Here is a 22,393-nt window from a genome sequence, read left to right as displayed (position 1 = left end):
ACACAAGCACTCACATAGATTTGATTTCTGTCTTCTATAATTGTATAGGAAAATGTAGATCTTATATAATAACAGGAGAGGACAGAGAAATGAACGAGAATGTGAAAGTGGTTTTTGGTCTGATCGGTGGCCTTGCCTTGTTCCTTTATGGAATGAACAGCATGAGTGATGCACTTCAGAAAGCCGCAGGAGAACGAATGAAAAAAATCCTTGGATTTCTTACAAGAAATCCAATTATGGGAGCACTTGCCGGAGCACTTGTAACAGCTGTATTGCAGAGCAGTTCAGCGACGACAGTTATGGTTATCGGTTTTGTCAGTGCGGGACTTATGAGTCTTCCGCAGGCAATTTCTGTTATCTTTGGTGCCAACATAGGAACCACTATGACGGCACAGCTGATGGCATTTAAAATCAGCAATTATATTTATCCAATTATCTTTGTTGGATTTATTCTGAACTTTGTTAGCAAAAAAGAAAAGGTTAAAAATATCGGTATGGTAATTTTTTCATTCGGACTTTTATTTGAAGGAATTGAAATCATGGGTGAAGTCATGAAACCTTTGGCGGGAAGTCCGGTCTTTGTTGATCTGATGGGAAAAGTTTCATCCATTCCGGTTCTTGGTGTTGTACTGGGAGCGGTCATGACATTGGTTGTGCAGAGTAGTTCAGCTACGATTGCAGTTCTGCAGAATTTTGCATCACAGGCAGGACCGGACGGAGTAAGCAGTGTAATAGGGCTTACCGGTGCGATTCCGATTCTTCTTGGAGATAATATAGGTACAACGATCACAGCACTTCTTGCATCAATTGGACAATCTAAAAATGCAAAACGTACAGCAATTGCGCATAGTATTTTTAATATCAGTGGAAGCTGCGTTTTTATTTTCCTGGTTCCGTGGTTTGCAAAATTTGTCCAGTTTATTTCACCAAAGGGAAATGAGATTGATGTGATTTCAAGACAGATTGCAAATGCACATACAACGTTTAATATCGTCTGTACACTGGTCTGGCTGCCACTGATTCCGCTGATGGTAAAAATTGTTACAACAATCATCCGTGGAAATGACAAAACAGAGAAAGCAGCTTTTGAACCCAAATATCTGGATATGAAAGTGATTGAACAGCCGGCGGCTGCTATGGTTCTGGTATCTAAGGAACTGAACCGACTTGGAGAACTGGCAGAATCTCTGTTAAGTGATTTAAAAACGGCGATTGTAGCAGATGGAGACTCAAAAACTCATGGTTCGTTTATAGAAAATCTGGAGATTGTACATCAGTTACAGGACAGTGTGACAGAATATATTACCAGATTATTCGCAAGCGGAAACCTTACAGAACAACAGTCTGAGCAGACGGCAGGGTTACTGTATGTAAACAATAGTATTCAGAGGATTGCAGACAGATGTGAAGATATTGACCAGATATGTGAAAAAGTAAATAACAATGGAAAAAGACTGACCAGTGAAGCCTCCTCAGAAATGGAAGACTGCATTGATATTATCCAGCAGCTTTTAAAGAAAGCAATGGAGGCAATCCGTAAGGGTGATGCTGTAGTGGCTGAAACAGTTTTTGAAAATAAGAAAAAAATGCATAAAGCAGAGAAAAAATACAGTAAGGCACATTTAAACCGTGTAAAAAATGAGGTTTGTGATGCGTCTATGACAAGATATTTTTCTGGGATCATGTATAATTTTGACCGTATGGCAGATAATTGTGTCAGCATTGCAGAAGAAGCCTGTGATAATGTGGCTTTTATAAACCTTGATGAAGAGACGGGAAAATCAATGATGGAAAGAGGTGCAGTATAAAATGGTAAAGAAAAAAAACATCCGAAAATCTGCACTTCTGCTGATAATGATAATGCTGGCAACGGGAATAACAGCATGTGGAACCGAGGAAGAGCCATTGCCGGATCTGTCTGCTATGGGAGCTGTCACAGCTGTATCACGAGAAGAAGGGTCAGGAACCAGAGCAGAATTTGAGAATCTTTTGAAACTGCCTGAGAGTGATACAGGAATAGTTGTTGATTCTACAGAGAAAGTTCTGAAAAAGGTGGAAGAAGATAAAAACGCAGTTGGTTATGTCGCATATAGTTCCGCAACAGATACGAATGGAAAAATACTTCAAATCAACGGAGTTCTTCCTTCTGAGAAAACAATAGACAATAACAGTTATCCTCTTTGCAGGGATTATTATCTGGCTTATAATGGAGAACTGACAGATGTGGAACAGGATTTCCTGACTTATGTAAAGAGTAAAGGACAGGATATTGTGAAACAATATTGTATTCAGGCTGACAGTACAACAACATTCCTTTCTGACAAGTCAGAAGGAAAGATTCTGATTGAAGGATCCACTTCAATGGAACCAATGGTAAAAGCACTGGCAGATGACTATCAGAAACAAAATCCAAATGCTGAAATAGAAGTAAAAGCAACAGATTCTTCAAGAGGGATTACGGCGGTGATAAGTGGAGAGTGTGATTTCGCAATGTCATCCAGAGAATTAAAGGATTATGAAGCAGAGCTTCTGGAAACAAAAGTCATTGGAAAAGATGCTATAGCTATTGTGATAAATGAAGAAAATCCACTGGAAAATCTTACAATAAAACAACTTACAGGTCTGTACAATGGAACATATAAAAACTGGGATGATCTTTCCTGAGAAAAACGAATATAATATCTTACAAGCACTGACTATAACGGTCGGTGCTTCTTTTTTGGATTTTTTCAAAATTATCTGACATTCTTCAAATTCCCACGTGTGATTAGTGGAAAAATAATTTTTTCTGCAAAAGTACCGTCCAAATGCCCTCTGAAACTTGCTATTAGTGAGGGAATATTTCATTTATGCGAAAAAAACTTGCAAAAGGGGGTTGGTAAATACCGCTTCCCAGGCTTTATAGGTAGAGGAACAATTATTTTAAAAATTTTACCCCAAAGATGTCCGCTTTTGCCTGTCTCAGTACAGAGTATGTGAAGGGACTAACAAAAGTAAAAGAAAAAATGATAAAAATGCAAAAAAATATCACGAATCTTTTGCATCTTGCGAAGTCATTTGACTCTAGTAATCAGAGGACGTTTTGGAATGTTCCTTCGATGAACCTTGACAACCGATAAGTGCACCCTGGAAGCCTAACAGGAGTTATGCCATGACCTTTCTTTTTCTGAGAGCGAGCGAAATTATAATGACACTCCCGATGATGGGCGGCTGACCGAAGCCTTATGGTCAGTGACCTGCTGATGCAGGCAGAGGCAGTCTGAGACGGCTGCAGGTGACAGGGAAACGCACGCCAGACCGCCGGACGAATGAAACTGATGACAATGTTTACAGGGCAAAATGCCCGGAAAGGAGCAGTTTATGACAGAACTGAAAATGAAAGAAATGCAGTTGATTAACTGGTTTGGATGCCCGAATCTGATTTATACAAGGGAGAGAATCCATCTGGTTGCCATGCTTACAACAGATGAAGAAATGAAAAAGAATCTTTACAGGGTATGCAGATTCCTTGCAAGAGAAGAAATCGCATATCGGTATCCGATCATGTATGAAATGATCCGGAAAATATTTTCACCGGATGATACCAATCCACCGGAAGCATGTGCAATGTTTATGCCGGACGATGAAACAGATGATGAAGAATATGCAATGGCAGCGTAGCTGCGGAAAGGACAGTAACGATTATGAATAAAGTGGTTTTAATGGGAAGACTGACAAAGAATCCGGAGATCAAATATGCCGGAAAAGATAATGATATGGCAGTAGCAAGATATACACTGGCGGTAAACAGAAGATATAAACGTGACGGTGAACAGGAAGCGGATTTTATTTCCTGTGTCACATTCGGAAAGAGTGCAGAGTTTGCACAGAAATATCTTCACAAGGGAATGAGGATTGTGATTGGCGGTCGTATCAGCACTGGCAATTATAAGGACAAGGACGGGAAAACAATTTATACTACAGATGTGATCGTGGAAGAACATGAATTTGCCCAGAACAAGGATAATGGTGTTGGAGCTGATTCATCGGAAACACCGAAAACAGATAAGGACGGATTTATGGAAGCACCGGAAGGTGAGGTTCCATTCGACTAAACCGAAGTAAATGGTTGGAGAGGTTGCCCTTTGTCGGGGCATCCTCTTTTCCATTTTACAGAAGACATCAAAAATTACAGGTATTCAACCTAACGAAATCGTGATATAATCAAAATATGTTCAGATGAAAAATATGGAGGTTGCTTATGGGCGTAAGTTATAACAGATTATGGAAAATGCTCATAGATAAAAATATGAAGCGGATAGAGATGCAGTACCTCACCGGGATCAGTGGAAATATTCTTGCCAGGATGGGAAAAAACCAGTATGTATCAATGGAGACGATTGAGAAGATCTGCAAGAAGCTGGACTGCACCGTTGATGAGATGCTGGAATTTACAGATGATGAGTAACAAGAGCAGACATGTCAAATTATTAAAACTGGAAGAATGCTTCAGAAGTCGAAAAAAGAAATTGAAAAAAGATAACACGCCGGATACGGCATAAATCTCTTAGCAACGCTAAGAGCGCACTTCTATACAGGCAATTCCATCTGCCTGTATCGTGCGACCTGCGGTGCTGTTCCCGATTTCAAGAAATCTCAAACCGGGAAATACAGCGAAATCAGAGATTTCGTACAAGGGGAAGATCCCCTTGCGGCACAGATGCCTATCCCTGATAAAGTTTGTGACTGAATATTTCAGATATAGACATATAAGGGGAAAGAAAGTGTGAAATCAAAATTTGTGGAGAGATTTTATGATTAGAAAAGCAATACTAAAAGATGTTAATTCGATTGAAGATACTTACAATGAGCATTTCCAGTATGAACTGAATCATACAGCCTTTACTGTATTTAAGAAAGGGGTTTATCCAACGAAAGATGATGCAGAACGGGCTATTTATGCTGGTGCTTTGTTTGTATATGAAGAAAACGGAACAATTGTTGGAAGTATCATTATTGATAAAGTTCAACCAATAGAATATGCAACTATTCCTTGGAAAGAAAAATTATCTGAAGATGAGGTAATGGTAATTCACCTTTTAATGGTACGTCCGAGTATGTCTGGTAAAGGAATTGCATCATCACTAATAAAATTCGCTACAGAATTAGCACAAAAAAATAGTTGCAGGGCACTACGTTTGGATACAGGAAGTCAAAATATTCCTGCGCTATCTTTGTATCAAAAAAATGGATTTGAAATAATTGCTAGTGCTTCTAAAAAAGTTGGAGATGTAATTGCACACAAAAACCATCTTTTTCTCGAAAAGATATTGTAGTTCGTAAATTCCAGTTGTGCGCCCAGCTAAGGGTGTGTAGTCAAGCCGGTGGGATTCCGGTTTATCCAAGGTTTAGCCAACCAGATAATAGCGAGTCTTGGGATGATGCCGGTAACGGCATCTGACAAGCGTAGACAGCAAGAAAGCAGGGTTGAATAGTGATTGAGCTTCGAAACGTTAACTTCAGTCGGTCGACGTCTTAACTGGTGCGGAAGACAATATCATGTAATGCGATATGGCGAGTGTTATGTGGCACTGCGGAGTCAGAGAACCAATCATGTTTTACATTGTGAATACACATCAACTGGGGAGAACCTGCCATTTCTCGAAGAAGAGTATGAAATTGCAACTGAAAACGGAGTATTTCAAATGAATGGTAGGTGGTCGGACAATCCCATAGTACTGTAGAAATCGGGCAATGCCGATGGAGGGAAGGGGATTGCATAGTAAAGGTCTTACTGAGGACACATTATCCGTACTCAGGGACGGAGGAAATAATGGAAACGAAATTAGTAAGAATAGCTGAGATATCAGCAACATCAAAACATCCTATATTTACATCAGTGTACCACTTGATAAATGAAGATATGCTAAAGCAATGCCATAAGGAATTAGATGGGAACAAAGCAGTCGGAATTGACAAGGTAACTAAGGATGAGTATGGGAAGAACCTTGATAGAAATATCAAGGAACTGGTACAGAGGTTGAAAAACAAATCCTTTAAGCCACTTCCGTCACTGAGGGTATATATACCTAAAGGAAATGGAAAGAAACGACCATTAGGGATTGCTTCCTATGAAGATAAGATTGTACAAATGGCAGTGAAGAAAATACTGGGAGCTATTTATGAACCGAGATTCCTAAACTGCATGTATGGATTCAGACCGAATAGGGGGTGTCACGAAGCAATAAAAGAAGTATACCAACGGATAAGCTATGGAAAAATCAGCTATATCGTAGATGCCGATATCAAAGGTTTCTTTGACCATATCGACCATGATTGGATGATGAAGTTCCTTGAATGGAATATACAGGATAAGAACTTATTGTGGCTAATACGTAAATACCTTAAAGCAGGAATAATGGAGCAAGGAAAATTCGAGCCAACAGAGGAAGGTTCGGCACAAGGCTCAGCAATGAGTCCGATGCTTGCAAATATATACATGCATCATGTGCTGACGCTGTGGTTTAAGCTGGTGGTGCAAAGGGAAATGCAGGGAGAGTGTTTTCTCGTCAACTTTGCGGATGATTTTGTTGCAGGATTTCAATATAAGTCAGAAGCTGAAAGATACTATAAAGAGTTAAAGGAACGAATGGAAAAGTTTGGACTGGAGCTGGAAAGTAGTAAAAGCAGACTAATTGAATTTGGGAGATTTGCAGAGCAGAATCGTAGAGCAAGAGGAGAATGAAAACCTGAAACATTTGATTTTCTGGGGTTTACCTTCTATTGTAGCAAAACTCGAAAGGGAGGTTTCGTGCCAAAGGTACAGACTTCAAGAAAGAAGTTAGAGCAAAAGGTTAGAGCATACAAGAACTGGATTTACGATAATCGAAATCGACCAATGCGAGAAATAATTAAAGAGTTGAACGTAAAACTAATTGGACACTATCGGTATTATGGTGTTACATGGAATTTTCGGAAGATAACAACATTCCTGCATAGAGTACAACAGTTTCTATTCAAAGCCATGAATCGGAGAGGTTGTAGACGGGCATACACATGGAATGGATTTGTGGAAATGCTCAAGTATTACCCGTTAGCAAAACCTAAAACGTACTATTGTTTATATTGAAGCGAATGTTACTATGAGGAGCCGTATGCGGGAAAGCCGCACGTACGGATCTGTGAGGGGCTAAGATTGAGAGGTCTTAGTCTACTCGACTGAAAAATTGAGAAAATCGGAGTTTGAGGAGCATCACCGTTATGATTAGAGAATTACGGAAAGTGGATATAAATAAAGTTGCAGAAATATGGTTAGATACAAATATAAAGACACATTATTTTATCTCTGCTCAATATTGGAAAAGTAATTTTGAGTTAGTAAAAGAACTTCTATTACAGGCAACTGTCTATGTTTACGAGGATAAACAGGAAATACAGGGTTTTATAGGGTTAAGTAACGAATACATTGAAGGTATTTTTGTTTCTGCCGAAATGCAATCTCAAGGTATAGGTAAAATTTTGCTAAACTATGTAAAGGGAAAAAGAAACAAATTAATCTTAAATGTATATCAAAAAAATACACGGGCAATATCCTTTTATCAAAGAGAAGGATTTGAGATTCAGTATAGCGGTTTGGATGAAGCTACTGGAGAAAAAGACTATGTAATGGCATGGCAGCAGAAATAGAAATTCAAGTTTTAGTGTTTGGAAAATTATGACTTAGTGTGCAAGTTGGGAGAAAATATGGTAACGGAAAAAGAGAAAAAAGCATGTCGATTTATTGCCGAATGGCTATAAGATTGTGAGACAGTCTCTGGTAGATGATCTGGAGGGCGAAAAAAAGGTATGTTGGGAGACAGAAATTTTGCAGGATGATGATAGTGGATTTACTTATGAAATCAGCAGGTGTCTGTATTTCGATACCTGTAAGGAACATGGCTATGCAGAGTTCTGCAAAGTATTTTGCAACCATGACTGGTATGCTTATGGAGTATTAAAGCATCATTCGAGATTTATCAGAAAATCGACGATTGCCGAAGATGGAACTGTATGTCATGATACAATCGAGAAAGTAACAGAGAAACATTTTTTATAAAACCGAAAAATTGATTATGGGAGGAAATTGAAAATGGCGAAAGAAGAGAGATTTGAAAAAATATATTCTCAGGGAGCATTAACTACTACTGAGATATGGGTGGATAAGGAAACTGGTGTGAATTATTTATATCATGCATGTGGGTATTCAGGTGGACTGACTCCATTGTTGGACAGAGATGGGAAACCAGTTATTTCTCAGGCTATAAATAGATGACCTTAGAAACAGCAACTGTTATGGTAAGTAACAGCATCGTCACAATATGTATATGGTCGATTGGTGTGTGCGGTAATATACTATATTCAGAAAAACAATTCAGGAGATTTTTATGAGAAGATCAGGTTGGACAAAATGGTTGATCGTGATTCCGGCAATGCTAGGCATTGTGTTGGTGACCTATGTGCGGTATACAACGGATATCTGGGGATTTGGTGCATTTATCTGCCAGCTGATTGCAATTTTGGAATTGGCTTATGGTCTGCGAATTGCGATGCTGGCACAGAATAGAAAGAAGTCCTATCGGTTAACACCGGAAGAACGACATGAGTATGCACGGTATTTATATGAGAAGCAATATCACCGTTACCCTGCTGTAGCGAATCAGATGCTTTTGGTTATGGCACGGATGAGTGTACTCCTTAACAATTATGAACGGGCTGCACAGGAGCTGGCAGATATTCGTATAGATAAATTCAATCCAGCACAGTTGAAGTTGTATTATTACCTGAAAGTGGTTACAGCAATGGCAGCAGGAGATGCGACAGGGATTCAAGAGAGCCAGATGTGTTACGCAGGGATTCCGGATACTAAATGCACATATCCGTCAAAAGCAGAGCTTGCTATGTGGATAGAGCAGAGAGCGGCAGCGCAGATGGCAGAGGCACTGAAGAAGGCAGTGCCGGATAAAAAAGAGCATCCGATACGGATCAGTATCATTACTTTGGTTCTTGCGTATAGTACCTTCTTCTATGGATTGTGGTATGGTATAAAACGTGATATGGGATATGAAGTGAGATATCGTTTCGCAGAAATATCGATTACTGTTATTACAATCAGTCTGGCGGTTCTTTTGATCTGGGGGATCGTGAGTTTATACAGACACAATTGCCAGGCATTATCCATACAATTCGGTAAAAACAAAGTGGCATTGATAATTGTCTATGGAGCTGCTGCGATATTTGCACTTTTGATTATTGGAATGAGTGGTCTGAGTGTAGTGTTCGGAATGGATGGAACAGAAACGGTGACTGGTTGTGACAGCAAATATACGTATATAACTGTGCAGGAAGATTATGGTGGTGAACGGAGATACAGAACCAATAATCCATTTGTTATGCAGAGTATGGATGGTCTGTGGTGGTCTTCGGATACAATAGATGAAGAAGATAATCAAGAAGAGGATACTACAGAATTACCGGATTTGGATACAGAGAATTCAACAGATTCAGAGGATATTCAGAGTGGAAATACCATAGAAGATTACGAGACAGAAGGGCAGCATGATGGTCTGACAATTCAAAATGCAATGCTGGCAGTTTATAATTACCTTCAGGAGCAGAATACACTTCAAAATATGGCGTTCAGTTACACGGCGAATGCAAAGGGAGAAGTCTATGCTGTCGTCAGCGAAACGCAGGAAACAAAGAACGGTAATACGGTAAATGTGAGATACTGTCTGTACGATAATGGTTCCAAGACAGATGCAGATGGTAATTCCTGCGAAGAACTGGTGTTAGAAAAAGTATATCCGGATGGCAATTACGAGACCGAATTGGTAGATTTTTATCTGGTAAATGCAGATACGATGCAGGTGACAGACGAACAGAAGAATACGTGGTAAAATAAATTCTGGGGAAGTAGGTGCATTGTATGACAATGAGAGAAAAAATAAAACTATTATCGTAAATGTTTCAAGCGGACTGGGTTCTTTTGGAAGTATGCAAAAGGACTCCAAGACATAAGAGGTGAACTGCGCTGATCCAGGTGCCACGGCAACAGATTTGAATGTCGACGGAGGAAAGCAAACAGTACAGGCGCAATCGTAAAACTTGCAATGATTGATAAAACCGGACTAACAGTAACTTTTATTAGTCGATTTGGAAATATGCCTTGGTAATCAACAATTCCGGTTTTACTGACTAAGAAAATGAGGAGGATTCATAATGAGTGAGAAAACAGAGATTACTTTTATGCAAACAAGACTAATCCGGCTTGCTTCAGAAGAGTGGCATTTACCTGTTGAACAGATTATCCACTTGTTTAAAGAAGCCGATGTTCTTGGATATATAGAAAAATGCTATGGGATTTTTCATTGTGAAGGCGATGAAGCTGTGCTTGAAGATATTACTGAATTTTTGCAAAGAAAGGGGATAGAGATTAGTGCTTGAGTTAAAAGATGGATTTGTTCTCTATCATGGAAGTTATTGTGAAGTAAAAGAGCCAGATCTTGCCAAATGTGCAAAGAGAAAAGATTTTGGACAGGGATTTTATTTAACCACATCAAAGGAACAGGAAGAAAGTTTTCTGAGAACCTCAATAGCCAAAGCCATCGCAACCGGAACAATTGAAGAGGGGCAGAAGTTTGGATATATTTCAACTTTTGAATTCAAACTTTCAGAAAATCTTGAAACGCATATTTTTGAAAATGCAGATGTGGACTGGTTACATTGTATCGCCGCTCACCGAAAGAAAAAAATGTTTATTGAGGTTGAACGTGAAATGGCAAAATATGATATCATTGCAGGAAAGATTGCGGATGATGCAACAAACGCTACTCTTACCGCTTATCTTGCGGGTGCTTTTGGGACTGCAGGTGATAAAGTAGCAGACGATTTCTGTATCAGACAGTTGCTGCCGAATAAATTGAAAGATCAATACTGCTTTAAAACTGAGGCAGCTATTGAGTGTCTGAAATTTGTGAAAGGTGAGAAGATATGGCTGAAGTAACAATTCCAAAGGAAAAAATGAATTATACAATCGACCTTCTGATCACTATGGTGACAGATGAAATCGCAGAAGAGACAGGCAAGGACAGAAACGAGGTATTGACAGATTTTTTGTGTTCAAAGACAGGAAAAGCACTGTATGATGAGAAGACAAAGCTGTGGTGCACTGGTCCGGCATATATAGCTGAACTGTATATGGAAGAATTAAAGAAATCCTGATATGGGATGTGAGTTTAAATTTATACGACAATGGTGACAAAGACTTTCATTCCAAGGAGCAACAATTAAATATTTCAAAAACGCTGAGGTCAGCATTTCCTAATCACAGGACAACGACCTCAGTTTTTTATACCCAGGAATCGGCATTCATGAATAAGCCGGTTCTTTTTGTTTACAGAAAAAAGAAGGAGTACAAGAAAATGAGCAGAGCAAAAAATCCAAAGTATGAATCCATGTCATTGGAGGAACTGAAGGCCAACATGGAAAAGAGCAGACAGGAACTGGAGGCAGCAATTCACCACAAAAACATTCTGGAGCAGCGGAAGAAGCTGGTAGAACGCAGGGAACGTTCCCACCGGCTGATTGTCAAAGGGGCAGAGTTTGAGAAAGTATTTCCGCTGTCCAGAGATCTGGAACAGGAAGACGTCCAGGACATGATGAATCAACTGCAGAACAGCAGTTACAACAAGAGTATTGTGCGGCAGGCTCATATAGCCGCCTTACACAAAGATCAACAGCAGATTGCAGAAGCAGTAAAAAAGACAGAGAAGGGAGATGACAGTTAATGGCACTGTATCATTTTTCAGTAAGGAATGTATCCAGAGGGAAAGGGCAGATGGTGGTCGCTTCCGCAGCCTATATTTCCGGGCAGAGGATTTTTGACAGTTATTACAACAAGATACACGATTATACGAGCAAGTCAGGTGTGATATTTACAGAAATCCTGACACCGGAGTATGTGCCAGAGCGTCTGACTGACAGGGAAACACTCTGGAACGAGGTGGAGCATGTGGAACGGAACAACAAGGCACAGCTTGCCTATTCGTTTGACATTGCACTGCAGAATGAATTGACACTTGAGGAAAATATCAGACTGGCAAAAGAGTTCTGCCAGGAGCAGTTTGTGGCACGTGGCATGATCGTGGATCTGGCAGTCCATGAGGGAAAAGCGGAAAATGAAGAAGAACCGGATAATCCCCATTTCCATGTGCTTGTCCCAATCCGTCCTTTTACAGAGGAAGGAATCTGGGGCAATAAGCAGAGAAGGGAATATATTCTTGATGAGGATGGAAACCGGGTGAAGGATGCCAAAGGAAAAGATATGTTCAATGCTGTTTCTACTACCGGATGGAATGATCCGGAGCTTTTAAAAGAATGGCGGCGGGCATGGACAGAGAAAGTAAATGGGAAATTCAGGGAGTGCCACATGGCATCCAGAATCGACCACCGTTCCTACAAAGAACAGGGGATTGACCTGATCCCGACCATCCATGAGGGATATGAAGTCCGGGCAATGGAGAAAAAGGGAATCAAAACGGTGATCGGAGAATTGAACCGGGCAATCCGGCAGTTTAACCAGATGTTTATTTCTCTGAAAGAATCCATTCAGTGGATGAAGACAGCTTATGAGGAAATGAAAGCAGAGCTGGATCGCAGGCAGAACCCGACACTGCTGGAAAGCCTGCAGGATTATTATGATAAAAAGACACAGGGCAGACCACCACTTCCCAATTTTTATGCGGAGATGAAACAGAGAGGTAAGAATCTCTCCAATTTACAGGAGTTTGCAAAATCCATCAGTTATCTTCAGACACATCAGATAGAAACGATGGATGACTTGCAGGAACGGATTGAGGAACTGAACGGTGTTGTTTCTGTCAGTAAAAAAGAAATTTCTGAAAAGCGGAAACAGTTAAAGGAACTTGAGAATCTGGAAAAGATGGCAGAGGTAATAAAAACAAATCAGCCATTGATTGATGAGTATAACCATTTCTATTTTCAGAAAAGACGGGAGAGATATTATCAGCAGCATAAAAAAGAAATCAATTATTACCGCAAATGTGAACGGGAACTGAAACAACATCTGGATAAAAATGGAAAAGTGCCAACTGCCAGATGGAAACGGGAGAAAGAAGAACTTCAGGCGGGGATCGAAGAGCTGAAAGCAGATAATCAGCCGTACCAGGAGGAACTAACTTTTGTGAAAAAGGTACAGAGCTGTGCGGATATTGCCAGACGTGACCGGGAAATGGCAGAAGCAGATACTTCCGGGCGTTCAGAAGAAAAAAGGGAGAAGCAGGTGAAGTTCCCGACATTTTACACAGTTCAGGCGAAAGAGATTCTTGAAGAAAACGGGAAAGCAGAGCAACAGCCGTTGAACCAGTCGGAGCAGAATCCAGAAAAGAAGACCTCTCTTCTGAGAAAACTGGATGAAAAAAAGAAAGAGTGTGCAGAGCGTGATGCAAAACAACAGGCAGTGAAGAAAAAGCGAAACTATGACATGAGTTTATAACAGTCTGTCAGCAGGACAGACGGGAAAGGATGAGCAAAATGCAGTATACAGAAGAACAAATTATAAGAGCAAATCAGACAGATCTTGTTTCTTTTCTGAGCGCACAGGGAGAACAACTAGGGAAAAGCGGAAAGGAATACCGTTGGAAAAAGCATGACAGTGTAACGGTATCCGGAAACCGGTGGTACAGGCACAGTCAGGGGAGGGGTGGCTATCCGGTGGATTTTGTGATGGAATTTTACAATGCCACATTTCCGGAAGCTGTCAAGATGCTAACCGGGGAGGAAGGCGAAGGCAGGAACAGTACCTGCCCCGCCCCGTCCCCTGACTTCCGATTACCAGAGAAAGAGGAAAATAATGATAGAATCATCAGATATCTGACAGAAAACAGAGGGATTGAAAAGAATATGGTGGAGGAATGGATCGGCAGTGGGGATATTTATGAAGAAAAGAAGCACCATAATGTGGTGTTTGTTGGCAGAGATGCAGACGGTATTCCAAGATATGCCCATTGCAGGGGAACTGGTGAAACAAAATACCGGGGAGATGTGGCTGAATCTGATAAATCTTACGGATTCTGTCACAGAGGGACGGATAATCAGTTGTTTGTGTTTGAAGCAGCCATTGATCTGCTTTCTTTTATCCAATTATTTCCCAAAGACTGGAAAAAGCGGAGCTACCTGAGTCTGGGTGGCATTTCCAGTGCGGCACTGATGGCTTTTCTTTCTGAACGCCCTCAGATTACTTCGGTTTTCCTGTGCCTGGATAATGACCATGCAGGGAATGAAGCCAGTGAGAAATTGGCAATAGAAATCCCGGACGGATACAGTGTCATCCGTCTGAAACCGTCCCGAAAGGACTGGAATGAAATCCTCTGTGATAAAAATGCAGACAGGAAGAAATCAATCATTGAAACAGTTACAATGAAAGTACCGGAGAAGGAAGAACTGGTGCCGATGTTGTGTTATGAAGACATTGAACAGACCAGTGTAGAATGGCTGTGGTTTCCCTATCTGCCATTTGGAAAACTGACGATTATTCAGGGCAATCCAGGAGAGGGAAAAACTTATTTTGCCATGATGCTGACCGCAGCCTGCACGAACCGTAAGACTTTCCCGAACATGGAAGAGATTGAACCTTTTAATGTGATCTATCAGACTGCAGAAGACGGTATGGGAGATACGATTAAGCCGAGGCTGGTGGAAGCAGGAGCAGACCTGAGTCGGGTGATGGTCATTGATGATACAGAGGAAGCATTGACGTTATCCGATGACCGTATTGAAAAAGCAATCCGTCAGAATCAGGTCAGACTTTTAATCATTGATCCGGTACAGGCTTTTATCGGTGCCGATGTGGATATGAACCGGGCAAATGAAGTCCGTCCGGTATTCCGGAAACTGGGAATGATCGCTGAAAAGACCGGTTGTGCGATTGTGCTGATCGGACATCTGAATAAATCTTCAGGGACACAGAGTACTTACCGGGGACTTGGTTCTATTGATATCATGGCGGCGGTGAGAAGCCTGCTTTTTATCGGGAAAGTAAAGAAAGACCCGACAACAAGAGTACTGATCCATGAGAAAAGTTCTCTTGCACCTCCAGGTGAGACGATGGCATTTAAACTTGGAGATGAAGAAGGATTCCGCTGGGTGGGAGCTTATGAGATTTCCGCAGATGATCTTCTGGACGGAAAGGAAGGAAAGCCGACAGAAACAAAACTGCAACGGGGAACGAAACTGATCTATGAACTGCTTGCAGACGGAAATGCAGTCACAATCCGGGAACTGGATGAAAAGGCAAAAGCACAGGGAATCTCCCAGAGAACCATGCGAGAAGCCAGAAGCCGGATGAAAGAAGAACTGGATTATCGGATGAATGAAAAGCAGGAAAATACCATTCGATTAAAAAAACAAGGGAGAATGGGTGACGGCAGAATTTTGGAGTGAACGGCAGGCTTTATAGATACCCTATCTGCCGTCTGCCGTCTGCCGGTGCAAGGCAATCAAACGGAAATAGCAGGTATCCATACAGAATAAGGATTGCTGTGAATCTGGAACAAAAATGAATTGTAATATGGCGGATATAATGGTATGATTATCCGGTAACAGCAATGTTACGGGGAAGCACCTGTGACAGGGTGTGGCTGCCTCCTGATATTTACAGACCGGAGCCTTTCGGGGTTCTGAGATGAAAGAAAGGAGGTGCGTGATATGACAGCTTATGAGATTATCTCAATATTCTTAGGCGTACTCAGTTTACTGATCGCTTTTGGTAGCCTGTTAATTGCGATTATTGCCTTTCTTGATCGGAAGAACAAGAGGAAATAAAAATGCCTATCCTGTCTGCCAACAGGATAGGCGGTGGTCGTAAGACCATTTAGTCAACTCAGGCGGCATCCACTTTGGAGTGGGTGCTTTTCCTATAACAAATGTACCACACATTCCTCTTGTTTTCAATGGGAAAATTAAAATATGCAGTTCATCTGACAGGGATTTATCCCTGTCTTTATTATATCCCCAATTTCTGAAATGTTAATACAAAAATTTTAATATATGTAACCAACAGTCTGGGCAGTTAATCTGTAAAAATGGATTAGCTGCTCTTTTTTTGCAAAAAATGGAGGTTTTACAATGGCAGTGAAGAAGAAAATTATCAACATCAGAGTATATTTTGACGGTGATCAGGACGCAAAAGAAGTGTTTGCAGAGGTGATCGCACAGAAAATACGTGACACGAAAACAAAAGATAAACTTGCAATAATGAAAGATAAGCAGTATAATGATTATGAGTTCAGTAATCTGAAATCTGCGTAGGATGTGCAAAGTAACGGAGGTATCAGATGAACAACAGATATATGAGTAACAATATAGAAAGAAATGCAACCTGGAGAGTTGGTGTATACTGCCGACTTTCCAAAGATGACGAATTGACCGGAGAGAGTGCCAGCATCTCCAACCAGAGAGACATACTGGTGAATTACTGTCAGTCACAGGGCTGGCAGGTGGTGGATGTGTTTCAGGACGATGGTTATACAGGATTGAACACAGACCGACCTGATTTGCAGAGACTTCTCAAAGCCTGTGAAAAAGGACTGGTGAATCTTGTAATTACCAAAGACCAGAGCCGACTGGGACGAAACCATGTACAGACAGGATTTCTGATGGAGGAGTTTTTCCCAAAGCATGGAGTAAGGTATATCGCATTATATGATAATGTGGATACCTTTGCCGGAGACAATGAGATTGCCCCATTTAAGAACGTGCTGAACGAGATGTATTCCAGAGATATTTCCAAGAAAGTCCATGCGTCCTATCACCTGCAGGCAACCAAGGGAAAGTTTACAGGTGTTGTTCCACCACTGGGATATCAGAAAGACCCGGAGGAAAAGGGACATCTCCTGATTGACGACGAGACAGCACCGATTGTCCGGAAAATTTTCCAGTGGGCGGTGGACGGTCATGGGATTAACTTTATATCCAGAGAACTGGAACGCCAGCAGATTCCCTGCCCGTCATGGTGGCACCGGAAACGGGGACTCCGCACCTATTACACAAAATGGGAAAAGAAAGACCCGGAAAATGGGAAATATGTATGGGATGAATCCTATCTGAAATCCCTGCTGATGAATCCCGTTTACTGTGGTGACATGGCTTCCCAGAAAAGGTACTACCGTTTCAAGATTGGCAATCAGGGAGATAAAGCTCCGGAGGACTGGATCACAGTCAGGGATACCCACGAAGCAATCATTCCGCAGGATGTATTTGATCTGGTACAGGCAAAGATGAAAGGCAGGAAACGCCAGACAGAACAGGGAGAATACAGCATGTTTGCCGGATTACTCCGCTGTGCAGAGTGTGGCGGTGCGTTGACGTTGAAGAAGACGCACACCAAAGACCAGCATGAAGTTTATACCTGTTCCACTTATATCCATAAGGGGAAAGCACATTGTACCCAGCACCGGGTGGACGCTGATGACCTGTATGATGCAGTCCTTACCAGAATCCAGGAATGTGCAAAAGCAGTTACCGGAGACGGAACAGAACTGGAAAACCGGGTAAAGGAGTTATGCGAGGAAGATACACAGGGACACAGGGAAAGTCTGGAGAAGCTGGTATCAAAGCAGAAAGACCGCCTGGAAACGTTAGACCGGCTGATTGCAAAACTGTATGATGACCTTATCAATGACAAGATTACAGAATCTGTTTTTGATAAGATGCTGGAGAAGACACAGAAGGAGCAGACAGATATCAAAAAGGAACTTTTCCAGAATGAGAGTGTGCTGAATACGGAAGAAAAACTGGATGCACAGTCCCAGCAGTGGATTGACGATATTAGCGAGTATGCGGACATCAAAGAACTGGATGCCAATCTTCTGAACCGGCTGATCAGTAAAATCGTTATCTCAGAACCGCAGGAGAAAGACGGAACAGAAAATTACTGCCGTACTCCTGAAACGGTCACAATGGAAATTCATTTCAACTTAAAACCAATACCGGAGCTTGGAACCATCGAAAGAGGTTCCGGCTCCCATAAATAAGAAAAATCTATCAAAATTTAATCTATTTTAATCTTTTCAAGGCTCATTTCGAGCAAATATTTTCTCATAAAAGACATAAAACAGCTGATGAGCGGTGGTGGTGTTATCCTGATCGGAACACAGCTGATCCCGCTTCTGAGTGGATTATTTAGTTAAGAGAAAGGAGTAGAGATCCATGTTCAGTCAGATTTTTGATGCGATTGAGGAATGGATGAGGGAACTCTTAACCGGGATGATCACTTCCAACCTGGACACGATGTTTACTGATGTCAATCAAAAGACTGGTGAGATTGCCACCCAGGTTGGACAGACCCCGCAAGGGTGGAACGGCAGCATATTCAGTATGATCCGGAATTTATCGGATTCTGTGATTATGCCGATCGCAGGTATTATTATCACTCTCGTACTCTGTTACGAATTGATTTCTATGCTGACCGAGCGCAACAACATGCATGATATTGATACCTGGATGTTTTTCAAGTACTTCGTAAAAATGTGGATCGCTGTATATCTGGTGAGTAACACATTTACGATCACAATGGCGGTATTCGATGTGGGCCAGCACGTAGTTAATTCTGCGGCCGGTGTTATCAGCGGAAATACCGCCATTGATATTTCTTCGGCATTGACGGATCTTTCCGCAACCCTGGAAAGTATGGAAATCGGAGAACTTGTTGTATTGGCGCTGGAAACCCTTATCGCCGGCTTCTGTATGAGAATCCTGTCTGTACTGATCACAGTGATCATGTATGGACGTATGATAGAGATTTACCTATATACCTCAGTTGCGCCGATTCCATTCGCAACTATGAGTAACAGAGAATGGGGACAGATCGGCACGAATTATTTCAGAGGACTCTTTGCCCTGGCTTTCCAGGCATTTCTGATGATGGTATGCGTTGCAATCTATGCAGTGCTTGTTGCAGGTATCCAGTATTCAGATAATCTGAGCTCTTCATTATTTGGCGTTATGGCTTACACAGTGATCTTATGTTACAGCCTCTTTAAGACGGCATCCTTAAGTAAGTCGATATTTAACGCGCACTAAATTACAGGAAGGAGTGAAAATCATGGCATATGTCAGCGTACCAAAAGATTTAACAAAGGTAAAGAATAAAGTAGCATTTAACCTGACCAAAAGACAGCTGATCTGTATCGGTATAGGTGCTGCAATGGGAATTCCAAGCTATTTCCTCTTGCGTAATGTGATGGGAAACAGTAATGCAGCAACAGTCATGGTGCTTTTGATGTTACCGGCATTTTTATTTGCCATGTACGAAAAAGACGGGATGCATCTGGAAGATGTTCTGATGCATATGATCCGGGTGAAGTTTCTTCGTCCATCCGTCAGAAAATATGAAACTGAAAACTATTATGAGACAGATCCGGAACAGATCAGACAGTCTCCGGATGCAGGAAAACCGAAAGGAGGAAAAACGGTTGCGAAAAAAGAAAAATAAGAAAACTGTCGCAGATACCGGATACAACAAAGTAGACAGAAAAGAGAAAAAGAAAAGCAGGAAGAGAAACGCAGGCAGAAAAAACTGTCCGTCCAGCAGTCGATCGCTTATAAGGAAATGGGAAGAGATGGAATCTGCAGGGTACAGGGAAAAACGTATTCTAAGTGTATCCGCTTCTATGACATCAACTATCAGCTGGCTCAGAACGAGGACAAAAATGCAATCTTTGAAAACTGGTGCGATTTCCTCAATTACTTTGATGCCAGTATCCATTTTCAGCTGAGTTTTATCAATCATAAAAGCAGCATGAAAGAATTTGAACAGGTCATCCGGATCCGTCCTCAGGATGATGCCTTTGACGATGTTCGTATGGAATATGCCAAGATGCTGAAACAGCAGCTGGCGAAAGGAAATAATGGACTGGTGAAATCAAAATATATCACCTTCTCCATCGAAGCAGATAATATCCGGGAAGCAAAGCCAAAGCTGGAACGTATTGAGTCAGATATCCTGAATAATTTCAAGATCCTTGGAGTTCCGGCCTATCCATTGAATGGAGTGGAAAGACTGCAGATTTTATATGAGACTTTCAATCCGGATATCATGGCAGACTTCCAGTTTGATTATGGTTCCATGATCCGTACTGGACTCAATACCAAAGATTATGTGGCACCGACCAGTTTTGTATTCAAGGACAGAAATACATTCCGCATGGGAAATACTATCGGGGCTGTCTCTTATCTGCAGATCCTGGCACCGGAGCTTACGGATAAGATGCTGGCAGAATTTCTGGATATCGATAAGAACCTGATCGTCAACCTGCATGTCCAGTCTGTGGATCAGATGAAGGCAATCAAGCTGGTAAAAAGCAAAGTGACGGATATCAACCGTATGAAAATCGAAGAACAGAAAAAAGCAGTCCGGGCCGGATACGACATGGATATCATCCCATCGGATTTGAATACTTATGGAGGAGAAGCCAAACGTCTTTTGGAAGATCTGCAGTCACGAAATGAGCGTATGTTCCTTGTAACAGCGCTCTTTTTAAATACTGCAAAGACAAAACAGGCACTGGATAATGCCATCTTCCAGACGGCCGGTATTGCACAGAAATATAACTGTGTGCTGAAACGTCTGGATTATCAGCAGGAAGAAGGATTGATGAGCAGTGTTCCGTTGGGAGTAAATCATATCCCAATCAAGCGGGCTCTTACGACTACCAGTACAGCAATCTTTGTTCCGTTTACGACACAGGAGCTTTTTATGACAGGAGAATCCTTATATTACGGATTGAATGCACTCAGTAACAACATGATCATGGTGGATCGTAAAAAGCTCAAAAACCCGAATGGACTGATCCTTGGTACGCCTGGATCCGGTAAATCCTTTGCAGCAAAAAGAGAAATCACCAACGCTTTCTTTGTTACGAAGGATGACATTATCATCGGAGATCCGGAGGGTGAGTATTACCCACTGGTCCATGCACTTGGCGGACAGGTCGTACACATTTCACCAACCAGTAAGGATTATATCAATCCGATGGATATCAATATGGATTATTCCGATGATGACAATCCACTTGGTGTAAAATCTGATTTTGTCCTGTCTTTATGTGAGCTGATCATGGGAAGCAGGGATGGAATTGAAGCAGAGGAAAAATCAGTGATCGACCGCTGTCTTCCACTGGTGTATCAGAAGTACTTTGCAGATCCAAAACCGGAAAATATGCCGGTCCTTGGTGACCTGTATGACTGCCTCAGAAAGCAGAAAGAACCGCAGGCACAGAGAATTGCAACAGCGTTGGAAATCTATGTAAATGGATCACTGAAAGTATTTAACCATAGAACCAATGTGGAACTGAATAACCGTATTGTCTGCTTTGACATCAAGGAACTTGGAAAGCAGCTGAAGAAAATCGGAATGCTCATCGTCCAGGATCAGGTATGGAACAGAGTTACGATCAACCGCGGCATCAAATCCACCAGGTACTATATCGATGAGTTCCACCTTCTGCTCAAAGAAGAACAGACAGCAGCTTATTCCGTAGAAATATGGAAGAGATTCAGAAAATGGGGTGGTATTCCAAGTGGTATCACCCAGAATATCAAAGATCTTCTTGCCAGCAGGGAAATTGAAAATATCTTTGAGAACAGTGATTTTATCCTGATGCTGAACCAGGCTGCAGGTGACAGACAGATCCTTGCAAAACAGCTGAATATTTCCCCGTATCAGTTGTCTTATGTGACGAATTCCGGGGAAGGAGAAGGACTTCTTTTCTATGGAACAACAATTATTCCATTTAAGGACAAGTTCGATAAGAACTTGAAGCTGTACAGTTTGATGACTACAAAACCGGAAGAAGTTGAAAAACGAGAGAAAGAAATGGAGGCGGAAAAGCATGAAGGAAATTGATAAGATCCGAATCAGGCAGTGGAATCAGGATAATCCTTACATTCAGATGAAAAATCTGGAAAATGCACAGCCTGGATACCGTGTTCATACAGTCAATGATGATCATCATCTGTATGAACTTCCGCTGGAAACACAGAACATTATCCTTGACTGGGTATTCTGGAATTTTTATCCGGCACAGAAAATCTATCCGCATCTTACCAGTGATGATCTGAAAGAAGTTTTGTATAAACGTACCCAGATCCATCTGCACAACAATCAGTTCAAGGAGGCTATGCTGATCAATGGTTTCTGGCCGAGAGATCCGAGTGAATTGAACTGGGTATTTCATATCCAGGCGAGCTCTCCAGCAATCAGGACACAGGCAGATGGTTATCCTGGTATCCCGATTATAGGACGCCAGGAACTGAATGAGTACAGAAAGAAAAGTTGTGCCAGGAGGTGATGACCTAT

25 protein-coding genes are annotated in these 22,393 nt (G+C 41.5%); all 25 read left to right on the top strand.

What is annotated here, in order from left to right:
- Positions 1-89 precede the first annotated feature (89 nt).
- The 25 genes from EUBIFOR_RS03730 (at position 90) to EUBIFOR_RS03620 (ending at position 22,385) form a co-directional block, all read left to right on the top strand.
- Positions 90-1,808 carry a Na/Pi cotransporter family protein gene (locus EUBIFOR_RS03730; RefSeq protein ID WP_003864599.1) on the top strand — a complete coding sequence of 573 codons (1,719 nt, stop codon included), beginning with the start codon at positions 90-92 and terminating at the stop codon, positions 1,806-1,808.
- A gap of 1 nt (position 1,809) precedes the next feature.
- Positions 1,810-2,664 (top strand): substrate-binding domain-containing protein, encoded by an 855-nt coding sequence (locus EUBIFOR_RS03725; protein ID WP_015543454.1) that lies wholly within the window; start codon positions 1,810-1,812, stop codon positions 2,662-2,664.
- 696 nt (positions 2,665-3,360) lie between these two features.
- A complete protein-coding gene (locus tag EUBIFOR_RS03720) occupies positions 3,361-3,660 on the top strand; it encodes a hypothetical protein (protein ID WP_015543455.1) in 300 nt (99 codons plus the stop codon).
- A gap of 23 nt (positions 3,661-3,683) precedes the next feature.
- The gene (locus EUBIFOR_RS03715; protein ID WP_003864594.1) at positions 3,684-4,094 is read left to right on the top strand and encodes a single-stranded DNA-binding protein; all 411 of its coding nucleotides are present in this window, start codon (positions 3,684-3,686) and stop codon (positions 4,092-4,094) included.
- A 146-nt stretch (positions 4,095-4,240) separates the two neighbouring features.
- A complete protein-coding gene (locus EUBIFOR_RS03710) occupies positions 4,241-4,447 on the top strand; it encodes a helix-turn-helix domain-containing protein (protein ID WP_003864593.1) in 207 nt (68 codons plus the stop codon).
- Positions 4,448-4,793: 346 nt separating this feature from the next.
- Positions 4,794-5,315 (top strand): GNAT family N-acetyltransferase, encoded by a 522-nt coding sequence (locus EUBIFOR_RS03705; protein WP_003864592.1) that lies wholly within the window; start codon positions 4,794-4,796, stop codon positions 5,313-5,315.
- Positions 5,316-5,812: 497 nt separating this feature from the next.
- Complete coding sequence (locus EUBIFOR_RS03700) at positions 5,813-6,724, top strand: reverse transcriptase domain-containing protein (RefSeq protein ID WP_003864590.1); 912 nt, start codon at positions 5,813-5,815, stop codon at positions 6,722-6,724.
- Between the two features lie 515 nt (positions 6,725-7,239).
- A complete protein-coding gene (locus EUBIFOR_RS03695; protein WP_003864588.1) occupies positions 7,240-7,665 on the top strand; it encodes an N-acetyltransferase in 426 nt (141 codons plus the stop codon).
- 115 nt (positions 7,666-7,780) lie between these two features.
- Positions 7,781-8,074: an L-2-amino-thiazoline-4-carboxylic acid hydrolase gene (locus tag EUBIFOR_RS03690; protein ID WP_003864587.1), complete on the top strand. Its 294-nt coding sequence runs from the start codon at positions 7,781-7,783 to the stop codon at positions 8,072-8,074.
- A 33-nt stretch (positions 8,075-8,107) separates the two neighbouring features.
- On the top strand, positions 8,108-8,290 hold the full coding sequence (locus EUBIFOR_RS03685) for a DUF6440 family protein (protein ID WP_003864586.1): 183 nt from the start codon (positions 8,108-8,110) through the stop codon (positions 8,288-8,290).
- A 112-nt stretch (positions 8,291-8,402) separates the two neighbouring features.
- Positions 8,403-9,914 (top strand): hypothetical protein, encoded by a 1,512-nt coding sequence (locus EUBIFOR_RS03680; RefSeq protein WP_003864585.1) that lies wholly within the window; start codon positions 8,403-8,405, stop codon positions 9,912-9,914.
- 322 nt (positions 9,915-10,236) lie between these two features.
- A complete protein-coding gene (locus tag EUBIFOR_RS03675; RefSeq protein ID WP_003864584.1) occupies positions 10,237-10,461 on the top strand; it encodes a DUF3791 domain-containing protein in 225 nt (74 codons plus the stop codon).
- A complete protein-coding gene (locus EUBIFOR_RS03670; protein ID WP_003864583.1) occupies positions 10,454-11,020 on the top strand; it encodes a DUF3990 domain-containing protein in 567 nt (188 codons plus the stop codon). The genes EUBIFOR_RS03675 and EUBIFOR_RS03670 overlap by 8 nt, the downstream gene beginning before the upstream one ends.
- The gene (locus EUBIFOR_RS03665) at positions 11,008-11,238 is read left to right on the top strand and encodes a hypothetical protein (protein WP_003864582.1); all 231 of its coding nucleotides are present in this window, start codon (positions 11,008-11,010) and stop codon (positions 11,236-11,238) included. Before EUBIFOR_RS03670 ends, EUBIFOR_RS03665 begins: the two co-directional genes overlap by 13 nt.
- Before the next feature lie 200 nt (positions 11,239-11,438).
- Entirely contained in the window at positions 11,439-11,804 is a 366-nt protein-coding gene (locus EUBIFOR_RS03660) for a DUF3847 domain-containing protein (protein WP_015543456.1), read from the top strand.
- A complete protein-coding gene (gene mobQ, locus EUBIFOR_RS03655; RefSeq protein ID WP_003864580.1) occupies positions 11,804-13,531 on the top strand; it encodes a MobQ family relaxase in 1,728 nt (575 codons plus the stop codon). Before EUBIFOR_RS03660 ends, mobQ begins: the two co-directional genes overlap by 1 nt.
- Before the next feature lie 38 nt (positions 13,532-13,569).
- Positions 13,570-15,477, top strand: coding sequence for an AAA family ATPase (locus tag EUBIFOR_RS03650; protein ID WP_023843669.1), 1,908 nt, complete (start codon positions 13,570-13,572; stop codon positions 15,475-15,477).
- Between the two features lie 264 nt (positions 15,478-15,741).
- Entirely contained in the window at positions 15,742-15,858 is a 117-nt protein-coding gene (locus EUBIFOR_RS13235) for a putative holin-like toxin (protein ID WP_015543458.1), read from the top strand.
- Between the two features lie 303 nt (positions 15,859-16,161).
- Complete coding sequence (locus tag EUBIFOR_RS03645; RefSeq protein WP_015521925.1) at positions 16,162-16,344, top strand: hypothetical protein; 183 nt, start codon at positions 16,162-16,164, stop codon at positions 16,342-16,344.
- A gap of 26 nt (positions 16,345-16,370) precedes the next feature.
- A complete protein-coding gene (locus tag EUBIFOR_RS03640; RefSeq protein WP_015521926.1) occupies positions 16,371-18,068 on the top strand; it encodes a recombinase family protein in 1,698 nt (565 codons plus the stop codon).
- A 24-nt stretch (positions 18,069-18,092) separates the two neighbouring features.
- Positions 18,093-18,224 (top strand): Maff2 family mobile element protein, encoded by a 132-nt coding sequence (locus EUBIFOR_RS12370; RefSeq protein WP_425268504.1) that lies wholly within the window; start codon positions 18,093-18,095, stop codon positions 18,222-18,224.
- Positions 18,225-18,243: 19 nt separating this feature from the next.
- Positions 18,244-19,116 carry a VirB6/TrbL-like conjugal transfer protein, CD1112 family gene (locus tag EUBIFOR_RS03635; RefSeq protein WP_003864576.1) on the top strand — a complete coding sequence of 291 codons (873 nt, stop codon included), beginning with the start codon at positions 18,244-18,246 and terminating at the stop codon, positions 19,114-19,116.
- A gap of 22 nt (positions 19,117-19,138) precedes the next feature.
- The gene (locus tag EUBIFOR_RS03630; protein ID WP_040466129.1) at positions 19,139-19,528 is read left to right on the top strand and encodes a PrgI family protein; all 390 of its coding nucleotides are present in this window, start codon (positions 19,139-19,141) and stop codon (positions 19,526-19,528) included.
- Between the two features lie 21 nt (positions 19,529-19,549).
- Complete coding sequence (locus EUBIFOR_RS03625) at positions 19,550-21,940, top strand: VirB4-like conjugal transfer ATPase, CD1110 family (RefSeq protein WP_040466128.1); 2,391 nt, start codon at positions 19,550-19,552, stop codon at positions 21,938-21,940.
- Complete coding sequence (locus tag EUBIFOR_RS03620) at positions 21,927-22,385, top strand: hypothetical protein (protein WP_003864573.1); 459 nt, start codon at positions 21,927-21,929, stop codon at positions 22,383-22,385. Before EUBIFOR_RS03625 ends, EUBIFOR_RS03620 begins: the two co-directional genes overlap by 14 nt.
- Positions 22,386-22,393: the final 8 nt, after the last annotated feature.

This window comes from Holdemanella biformis DSM 3989 (genome assembly GCF_000156655.1).
GTDB lineage: Bacteria > Bacillota_I > Bacilli_A > Erysipelotrichales > Erysipelotrichaceae > Holdemanella > Holdemanella biformis.
Note: the sequence above shows the minus strand (reverse complement) of the source record. Positions and strands in the feature narration are given on the sequence as shown.